An 8,964-nucleotide genomic window follows, 5' to 3' on the forward strand; every position below is an offset into this window, starting at 1 on the left:
TGTAAAAATATACGCAATAAAGCTATCAAAAGGTCGAATCACTCTTGTTCCCTTCGCGGGTATTAACCCGATCAGGTTCCGCGGATCCCGAATTAACGGTCTCAGCCTGTGTTTATAATAGCCTTATAAACACTAGGCACTCCGACAAGAAGAACTCCAGTATATGAAAGATTTTGAAAACTACAAGTCTGACATGGGTTATTTATTTAAATTCCAATGTTGCTGTTTCCAGTTTTTCATGTGTGAAATTTGAGCTAACTGTTCATCTGGATTGATAACTGTGACGTTATCAGCTTGATAACACAATGGGAGGTCATTAGCAGAGTCAGTATAGAAATAAATATAAGTATTGTTAATGTTATTGGCTTCTTTCCATTGATTTAGACGCTGCACCTTTCCTTCTCGAAATGTAGGTGTACCTTCAATATATCCAGTGTAATAATTATCTTTAATTTGCATATCAATGCCCATTGAAATATCTGCATTGAGTTGTTTTGCAATAGCGTGAACGAGAAAAGACATTGTTGCTGAAATAATTATAACAGGAATATTTTGCTGTCGATATTGTGTAATTATTGATATTCCTTCTGGGTAAAATAGTGGCTGAACTTTTGTTTCAGTAAAGTCATTAACCCAATGATTTATTTTGTTTATATCATGATGTTTAAAATAAGATAAATGTTGATAAAGATATTGATTCATATCCAATTTTTCAGCGTAATAGTCTGCAATCATCTGCTCATCTAGTTTTAGGAAATGAGGATCAGTGACTATTTTTTTATCCCATAAATAGCGTGTCCATAAACGACTAGAATCACCCGCTAAAAGCGTTTCATCTAAATCAAAAATCGCAATTTTATTTTGGGTTTTATCTATCATGCTAGTATTCCTTTATTATAAATATAATTTATAAAATTCCTTTTTGAATGTTAATAAATTATAGAGAATAATCATAATACATTGAGAGGGTCTAACTAAAGAGAGTATCCTCTATTCTATATCATTATTTTGGATAGAATGGTCGTTATGCATTTATATACATTAACAGGCTCAGAAAAGGGCTGGTGGACAGTCAGTCTTGGTGGGCGAGTGTGGTTGCCTAAAGGTGAACTTCCGTTTGGTTTAGCTAAAGATTGGGATCTCATTGGTCAGCACGCTAAAATTGTGGGTGAATGGCAAGGTGAAACAGTTTGGCTTATTCATGGAAAAATGGATAACGATATGTGTTCACCAAGGCTTATCGCCTCACAAGATGAAAACTTATTTAAATTAGTCGGCCGTGGTGTCCAACTGGCTGAGTTTTATCGTTCTCACCGTTTTTGTGGTTATTGTGGTTCTAAAATGCGCCATAGCGAGAGTGAATGGGCGTGTTTATGCGATAACTGTCATGAACGTTATTATCCACAAATTGCCCCTTGTATTATTGTGGGTATTCGTCATGAAGATAAAATTTTACTCGCACATCATGTTAGGCATAAACATTCCCCGCTTTATACTGTGCTCGCTGGTTTTGTTGAGGTTGGTGAAACCTTAGAAGAGGCCGTCGCTCGTGAAGTATTTGAAGAAAGTAATATTCGTATTCGCAATATTCGCTATGTATCTTCTCAGCCTTGGCCGTTCCCTCATTCTTTAATGATGGGCTTTTTAGCTGATTATGATGGTGGTGAGCTACGTCATGATCCTTCTGAATTAACCAGTGCGGCTTGGTATCGTTACGATCAGCTACCACAGATCCCACCGCCAGATACTATTGCGCGACGCTTGATAGAAGATACGATAGCGAATATTAGACAAGATAAAGAAAAGAACTAAATAAAGGCGTTGTCTGCCAACAGTTATTTTTCCAGCATGTTACAATGCATGCTATTTTGCGGCCCTATTACTGTTAATGGAGTTAGTCATGAGTGAGTTGAAAAACGACCGCTATTTACGTGCGCTGTTGCGCCAACCTGTTGATGTCACCCCAGTTTGGATGATGCGTCAGGCAGGCAGATATCTTCCTGAATATAAGGAAACACGGGCACAGGCGGGGGATTTCATCTCATTGTGCAAAAATACAGAATTGGCATGCGAAGTGACATTACAGCCTTTAAGACGCTTCCCTTTAGATGCCGCTATTTTATTTTCTGATATTTTAACTATTCCTGATGCTATGGGATTAGGTCTTTACTTTGAAACGGGTGAAGGCCCTCGTTTTAAATCACCAATAAAGAGTCTTGCCGATATTCAAAAACTGCCAATCCCTGATCCTGAAGATGAACTTGGCTATGTAATGAATGCAGTACGTGCAATTCGTCATGCATTGCAAGGCAGTGTGCCATTAATCGGTTTTTCGGGGAGTCCTTGGACGCTGGCAACCTATATGGTGGAAGGTGGAAGTAGTAAGGCCTTCACAAAAATTAAAAAAATGATGTACGCAGAGCCACAAGCACTACATCTATTACTGGATAAACTCGCAGATAGCGTTATCCTTTATCTGAATGCTCAAATTAAAGCGGGTGCACAATCCATCATGATCTTTGATACATGGGGTGGTGTGCTAACAGGGCGTGATTACCAACTTTTCTCATTACACTATATGCATAAGATTGTTGATGGTCTTATCCGTGAATATGATGGAAGAAAAGTGCCAGTTACTTTATTTACCAAAGGTGGCGGTCGCTGGCTAGAAGCGATGGCGGCGACAGGTTGCGATGCATTAGGGCTAGATTGGACGATTGATATCGAAGATGCACGTCGTCGAGTGGGGGATAAAGTTGCGCTACAAGGTAATATGGATCCTTCTATGCTGTATGCACCACCTGCCAGAATAGAACAAGAAGTCGAAACTATTCTTGCTGGGTTTGGTAAAGGCAACGGTCATGTCTTTAATCTTGGGCACGGTATTCATCAAGATGTTCCACCTGAACATGCTGGTGCATTTATTGATGCGGTTCACCGTTTATCGAAGCCTTATCATCAGGATAATGATTAATACCCAACAATTACGTCAGGAGCAGACAGAAAAAGCTCAACAAATTATTTTGACAGACCAATTTACAATGCCTACTTATATTGCTGGCGCTGACGTTGGTTTTGAAGATGGTGGCGCAGTCACTCGCGCTGCCATCGTGATAATGCATTATCCTTCTTTTAAAATTCTTGAATACCAAATCGCGCGAATACCTACAACTCTTCCTTACATCCCAGGTTTGCTTTCATTTAGAGAGTGTCCAGCGTTATTGACTGCTTGGCAATTAATCAAACAAAAGCCTTCTCTTATTTTTGTCGATGGGCAAGGTATTGCTCATCCTAGAAGGCTGGGGGTTGCCAGCCATTTTGGTTTATTAGTGGATACACCGACTATTGGTGTAGCAAAAAGTCGTTTATGTGGTATTGATAAAGCAGTCAATGAAGAAATGGGAAGCTATGAGCCATTAATGGATAAGAATGAGCAAATAGGGTGGATTTATCGCAGTAAGAAAAAATGCAAACCCCTGTATATATCTCCGGGTCATAAAGTGAGTATGGAAGGCGCTTTGCAGTGGGTTGAGATGTGTATGAAAGGGTATCGATTACCAGAACCAACGCGTTGGGCTGATGGTATTGCTTCAAATAGGCGATTATTTGAGCAATTGAATAAGAATAAGCTCTAAATGACCGGGAAATATGTGGATATTTTTAATTTTCAGGTAAACTGCGCCTAAGTTAAGAAAATGAGTAATCACGAATGTTGAAGAACCCAATCCATTTACGTTTAGAAAAGCTAGAGGCTTGGCAACACCTGACGTTTATGGCGTGCCTGTGTGAGCGAATGTACCCAAATTATCAGGTATTTTGTCGCGAAACAGGATTTGCTGATCCAACGCTTTATCGCCGTATTCTCGATCTGGTTTGGGAAACTTTAACGGTGAAAGATGCAAAGGTTAATTTTGATTCTCAATTAGAGAAATTAGAAGAAGCGATCCCTGATGCATCTCAGTTTGATATTTATGGTGTCTATCCTGCGATTGACGCCTGTGTTGCGCTTAGTGAAATTGTTCACTCTCGTTTAAGCGGTGAATCGTTAAGTCACGCTATTGAAGTGAGCAAATTATCAGTAGGGACAGTTGCTTCACTTGAAATGACACAAGCAGAAAGAGAAATGAGTGAAGAAGAGCTTAGATCGCTACCTGCTGTTATTGAAGAATTCGATATCCAATGGGAAATTTACCGTCTACTTGTAGAGTGTGAAGAAAGAGATATCGAGCTGATTAAAGGTCTACGTGCAGACCTTCGTGAAGCAGGAATGAGCAATATCGGTATAGAATTAACGCACTAAATCAGAAAAACGTGATTTAGTGCTTGAAAAGCGACGTTTAAAGACTTCACATCACCCCCGTGTATGTTCTACATTGGGTACGAAAAGAAGTGGCTCAGGTGTTTTACTTAATTCATCTTTTTAAAAAGATAAGTTAAGTTTTTTCACCAGATGTTTTTCAAACGATAAAACATACTTTAAGGACTATTTTATGAACAAAGCTGAATTAACCGAATCAGTTGCTGAAAAAGCGGATCTGACAAAAACTCAGGCAAAAGCTGCTATTGAAGCGTTTATCGACTCAGTAACAGGAGCTCTGAAAGAAGGCGATTCTGTACAGTTAGTTGGTTTCGGTACATTCAAGGTAAATCACCGTGCTGAGCGTACTGGTCGTAACCCTCAAACTGGTAAAGAAATTAAAATTGCAGCAGCTAACGTTCCTGCATTTACTGCCGGTAAAGCACTGAAAGACGCAGTAAAATAATTCCTTTGAACGGAATGAACAATAGAGGGGGATTTACTCCCCTTTTGTTGAAACGACAGGGGCTGTTAGCAATAGGATCTGCTTTTTTGCTCAGCGCCTGCTCTTCTACTGTGCAACTCCCTGAATTTTCTGCAACAGGTTATATTGCAGACGAAGGTGTTGTACGTCTATGGCGTCTAAATAATAAAACGTCAGAACCTCAAGTGATCATGAGTGTTTATAGCTTTTATAAAAAGCCAGAAACTGTCATCACATTTTATGAGTATCGCCAAAATAAACTTTGGCAAATCCGCTCTGAAGTTATTAATCGTAACGATCCTTCATCTTGGCACCTTCGTTTAAACAAACGTGGTGAAGTTATTTTCATGCAACAAGAAAGCCAGAAGCAAAAACGCGCGTTAACAGAAGATGAACGTTTAAGAATGGTATTTGCTGCAAATAAAGAGCGTGAAATCAGTGAAGCACTTACTATTGGAAAAGTGAACTTAGTACAGGGTGTCTGGTATCAAAATACAATGACAACATGTGCTGGTGAGAAAGTGAGTGTTTCATTTGAAGGCCCAGAGCAACGCTGGTTAAAAACAAGGACACGTAATTCAAGTAAACCTTCTTATGTTGCTTGGCTTGATTCACCAGAAGGTAAACAGTTGCTTATGGTAGCCGACCATGATTTCTGTAAATGGGAGCCAACAAAAGAGAGCTTGTGATCACTCCCTTCTGCTGTATTTAGTCACTTACTTCTTTAAACGTGCAATTGCACGATAGCCAATATCATGGCGATAAAAACTTCCATCCCAATGAATACTTTTTGCTAAGGCATAAGCATTTTTTTGAGCTTGTTCGATATCATCACCTAATGCAGTTGCACATAGTACTCGCCCGCCGGCAGTGACTACCTCGCCTTTGTCATTGAGTGTTGTTCCCGCTTGAAATATTTTTGCAGTTGTTGATGATGTCGGTGTTAATCCTTCGATAACATCACCTTGGCGATAATCAGCAGGATAGCCGCCGGCTGCAATCACAATTCCTAAAGCTGGACGAGGATCCCAAACAGAATCTTTATCTTTTAAATTGCCTTTTGCTCCAGCTAAACAAAGCTCAACTAAGTCAGATTGCATACGCATCATAATAGGTTGGGTTTCTGGATCGCCAAAACGACAGTTAAATTCGATAACTTTCGCAACGCCTTGTTTATCAATCATTAGTCCAGCATAAAGAAAACCCTGATAACGATGACCTTCAGAAGCCATGCCTTTTACTGTTGGGTAAATGATTTTTTCCATTACTTGCTGGTGGATCTCATTAGTGACAACGGGGGCAGGTGAGTAAGCGCCCATCCCACCAGTATTAGGACCAGTATCACCATCACCAACACGTTTATGATCTTGACTTGTTGCCATTGGAATAACATGTTCACCATCAACCATGACAATAAAACTGGCTTCTTCACCATCAAGAAATTCTTCAATAACAATGCGATGCCCAGCATCTCCAAAGGCATTACCTGCTAGCATATCTTTTATGGCATTTTCAGCCTCAGATTGCGTCATTGCAACAATAACGCCTTTACCTGCGGCTAAACCATCGGCTTTAATAACAATCGGCGCGCCTACTTTATTGAGATACTCAAGTGCTGGCGCTATTTCTGTAAAATTTTGATAATCCGCTGTTGGAATTTTATGACGGGCTAAAAAATCTTTTGTGAAGGCTTTAGAACCTTCTAATTGAGCCGCTCCTTTTGTTGGACCAAAGATGGTCAGCCCCGCTTCTTTAAATGCATCGACAACACCAATAACCAGTGGTGCTTCTGGGCCTACGATAGTTAAATCAATTTGATTTTCGAGGGCAAAAGCGACCAATGTAGGAATATCTGTTGCACTAATAGCCACATTCTCAACACCATTTTCTAATGCTGTACCTGCATTACCGGGGGCAACAAAAACCTGTGTTGCAAGCGGTGATTGAGCCACTTTCCATGCTAAAGCGTGCTCACGACCGCCATTACCAATAATCAAAATCTTCATATCAATACCCTATTAATGACGGAAGTGACGCATATTGGTGAAAATCATTGCGATGTTGTGTTCATTAGCCGCGGCAATCACTTCATCATCACGAATTGAGCCACCAGGTTGAATAACACAAGTCACACCGGCAACTGCTGCCGCATCAATGCCATCTCTGAATGGGAAGAATGCATCTGAAGCCATCGCGCAACCTGCAACTTCTAAACCTTCATCAGCAGCTTTTATACCTGCAATTTTTGCAGAATACACCCTGCTCATTTGTCCTGCGCCAATACCAACTGTCATATCGTTTTTAGCGTAAACAATGGCATTTGATTTTACGAATTTAGCCACTTTCCAGCAGAAGAGTGCATCTTTAAGTTCACGTTCACTTGGTTGGCGTTGAGTAACTACTCTTAAGTTTTCTTCTTTAACCATGCCTAAATCACGATCTTGCACTAAAAGCCCACCGTTAACTCGTTTGAAGTCAAAAGCAGGTTTTGGCTCTTGCCACTGGCCACAAGCTAATACCCGAACATTTGGTTTCGTTTCTAAAATTGGTAGTGCATCTTCATTAATAGAAGGAGCAATGATCACTTCAACAAATTGACGTTCGATGATTGCACTAGCTGTTTTTGCATCTAAAGGCCGATTGAATGCGATAATGCCACCAAATGCAGAGGTTGGATCAGTTTTAAATGCATTGTCATACGCCTGTGTGAGCGTGCTCGCAATAGCTACACCACAAGGGTTTGCATGTTTCACAATAACACATGCAGGCTCGGAGAATGATTTCACACATTCTAATGCGGCATCAGTATCAGCGATGTTGTTATAAGAAAGCGCTTTGCCTTGTAATTGGTTTGCAGTAGCAATAGATGCTTCTTCTATATTCTCTTCTATATAGAAAGCAGCTTGCTGATGAGCATTTTCACCATAACGCATATCTTGTTTCTTTATATAGTTCAGATTTAAGGTACGAGGGAAAGTACCTGATGGTTGTGAAGTATCACCATAATAAGGTGCAACCTTCTGACCAAAGTAGTTAGCAATCATTCCGTCGTAAGCCGCTGTGTGTTCAAAGGCTTTAATCGCCAAATCAAAACGGGTATCTAAAGTAAGGCTATTTTCGTGATTATCCATTTCTTCAATCACTCTTTCATAGTCATTACTATTTACTACAATCGTAACGTCTTTATGATTTTTCGCTGCTGAGCGAACCATTGTTGGTCCACCGATATCAATATTTTCAACGGCATCTGCTAATGAGCAATCAGGGCGAGAGACTGTTTTAGCAAAGGGATAAAGATTCACTACGACCATATCGATAGGACGGATCTCATGTTCTTCCATTATTGCATCGTCTTGGCCACGGCGGCCTAAAATGCCACCATGTACTTTAGGGTGTAGCGTTTTTACCCTGCCATCCATCATTTCTGGGAAACCGGTATAATCGGAAACTTCGATAACAGGTAAGCCAGCTTCTGCTAATAGACGTGCAGTTCCACCTGTAGATAATAGTTCTACGTTTCTTTCAACAAGCGCTTTAGCAAATTCTAAAATACCTGCTTTATCAGACACACTTAAAAGCGCACGGCGGATAGGACGAAGATGTTGCATGAGTTTTATCCCTTGGGTTTTTGGTATAACGGTAGTAATGATGAAGTTAAATCACATTAATACAGTGAAATTGTGTTTGCTTAACTAACATTTCAGAAGATGGACACAAAATCAATCTTACTTAATAAGCCCTCATAATAACGCAAACGATTGCGTTTGACATGCTAATTTTATGTAAAAAGGAAGGTTGTGGATAAAATTGTTGATAAGTGCGTATAACTAGGGGTTTTGCTGTGGAATTAAGCAAACGATTTTTTTTCTTAAAAAAACTATTGCCAGCCTCAGAAAACTCCCTATAATGCGTCCTCGTTGTCACGGCACAGGGCGCTAAGCGAACTGACTGAGAGAACAAAAAATAAAGTGAAAGGCCTTGAAAATAAACGCTTGACACTGAATGAGGAAGATGTAGAATGCACCTCCTCGCAACAGCGCAGAGGACCGGAAACGGCAGCGAATGTTGCACTGCTCTTTAACAAATTATCAGACAATCTGTGTGGGCACTCGCAGAGACGATATCTTCTAAAATATTAGATGTATCAAGTCTTGAAGAGTGAACAACAAAAGTAAATTCATTT

9 protein-coding genes and 1 riboswitch are annotated in these 8,964 nt (G+C 40.1%); of the genes, 6 read left to right on the forward strand and 3 right to left on the reverse strand.

Annotation, left to right across the window (positions count from 1 at the left end; all coding sequences use genetic code 11):
• Nucleotides 1-31: 31 nt before the first annotated feature.
• A riboswitch (TPP riboswitch) is annotated at nt 32-154 on the reverse strand.
• 44 nt (nt 155-198) lie between these two features.
• Nucleotides 199-879, reverse strand: a complete 681-nt coding sequence (locus CUB63_RS17105) for an HAD family hydrolase (RefSeq protein ID WP_006534722.1) — start codon at nt 877-879, stop codon at nt 199-201.
• A 147-nt stretch (nt 880-1,026) separates the two neighbouring features.
• On the opposite strand from CUB63_RS17105, the gene nudC reads away from it, so the two are divergent.
• From nudC to CUB63_RS17135, 6 genes are all read left to right on the forward strand, one after another.
• Nucleotides 1,027-1,812: an NAD(+) diphosphatase gene (gene nudC / locus CUB63_RS17110; protein WP_072065049.1), complete on the forward strand. Its 786-nt coding sequence runs from the start codon at nt 1,027-1,029 to the stop codon at nt 1,810-1,812.
• 88 nt (nt 1,813-1,900) lie between these two features.
• A complete protein-coding gene (gene hemE, locus CUB63_RS17115; RefSeq protein WP_072064749.1) occupies nt 1,901-2,974 on the forward strand; it encodes a uroporphyrinogen decarboxylase in 1,074 nt (357 codons plus the stop codon).
• Nucleotides 2,967-3,635, forward strand: a complete 669-nt coding sequence (gene nfi / locus CUB63_RS17120; protein WP_109848574.1) for a deoxyribonuclease V — start codon at nt 2,967-2,969, stop codon at nt 3,633-3,635. Before hemE ends, nfi begins: the two co-directional genes overlap by 8 nt.
• Before the next feature lie 74 nt (nt 3,636-3,709).
• Entirely contained in the window at nt 3,710-4,300 is a 591-nt protein-coding gene (locus CUB63_RS17125) for a YjaG family protein (protein WP_006534730.1), read from the forward strand.
• A 190-nt stretch (nt 4,301-4,490) separates the two neighbouring features.
• The gene (locus CUB63_RS17130; RefSeq protein WP_004246922.1) at nt 4,491-4,763 is read left to right on the forward strand and encodes an HU family DNA-binding protein; all 273 of its coding nucleotides are present in this window, start codon (nt 4,491-4,493) and stop codon (nt 4,761-4,763) included.
• A 44-nt stretch (nt 4,764-4,807) separates the two neighbouring features.
• A complete protein-coding gene (locus tag CUB63_RS17135) occupies nt 4,808-5,470 on the forward strand; it encodes a DUF1481 domain-containing protein (RefSeq protein ID WP_229096609.1) in 663 nt (220 codons plus the stop codon).
• A 27-nt stretch (nt 5,471-5,497) separates the two neighbouring features.
• Here CUB63_RS17135 and purD read toward each other — a convergent pair whose 3' ends face one another.
• Complete coding sequence (purD, locus tag CUB63_RS17140) at nt 5,498-6,787, reverse strand: phosphoribosylamine--glycine ligase (RefSeq protein ID WP_006534733.1); 1,290 nt, start codon at nt 6,785-6,787, stop codon at nt 5,498-5,500.
• Between the two features lie 12 nt (nt 6,788-6,799).
• A complete protein-coding gene (purH, locus tag CUB63_RS17145) occupies nt 6,800-8,389 on the reverse strand; it encodes a bifunctional phosphoribosylaminoimidazolecarboxamide formyltransferase/IMP cyclohydrolase (RefSeq protein WP_006534734.1) in 1,590 nt (529 codons plus the stop codon).
• Nucleotides 8,390-8,964: the final 575 nt, after the last annotated feature.

Source organism: Proteus penneri (genome assembly GCF_003144535.1).
Classification (GTDB): domain Bacteria; phylum Pseudomonadota; class Gammaproteobacteria; order Enterobacterales; family Enterobacteriaceae; genus Proteus; species Proteus penneri.

Bases quoted from the DNA above. Each gene is read 5' to 3' on its own strand.
- CUB63_RS17105 (WP_006534722.1), bottom strand. From the start codon at position 879: ATGATAGATAAAACCCAAAATAAAATTGCGATTTTTGATTTAGATGAA.
- nudC (WP_072065049.1), top strand. From the start codon at position 1,027: ATGCATTTATATACATTAACAGGCTCAGAAAAGGGCTGGTGGACAGTC.
- hemE (WP_072064749.1), top strand. From the start codon at position 1,901: ATGAGTGAGTTGAAAAACGACCGCTATTTACGTGCGCTGTTGCGCCAA.
- nfi (WP_109848574.1), top strand. From the start codon at position 2,967: ATGATTAATACCCAACAATTACGTCAGGAGCAGACAGAAAAAGCTCAA.
- CUB63_RS17125 (WP_006534730.1), top strand. From the start codon at position 3,710: ATGTTGAAGAACCCAATCCATTTACGTTTAGAAAAGCTAGAGGCTTGG.
- CUB63_RS17130 (WP_004246922.1), top strand. From the start codon at position 4,491: ATGAACAAAGCTGAATTAACCGAATCAGTTGCTGAAAAAGCGGATCTG.
- purD (WP_006534733.1), bottom strand. From the start codon at position 6,787: ATGAAGATTTTGATTATTGGTAATGGCGGTCGTGAGCACGCTTTAGCA.
- purH (WP_006534734.1), bottom strand. From the start codon at position 8,389: ATGCAACATCTTCGTCCTATCCGCCGTGCGCTTTTAAGTGTGTCTGAT.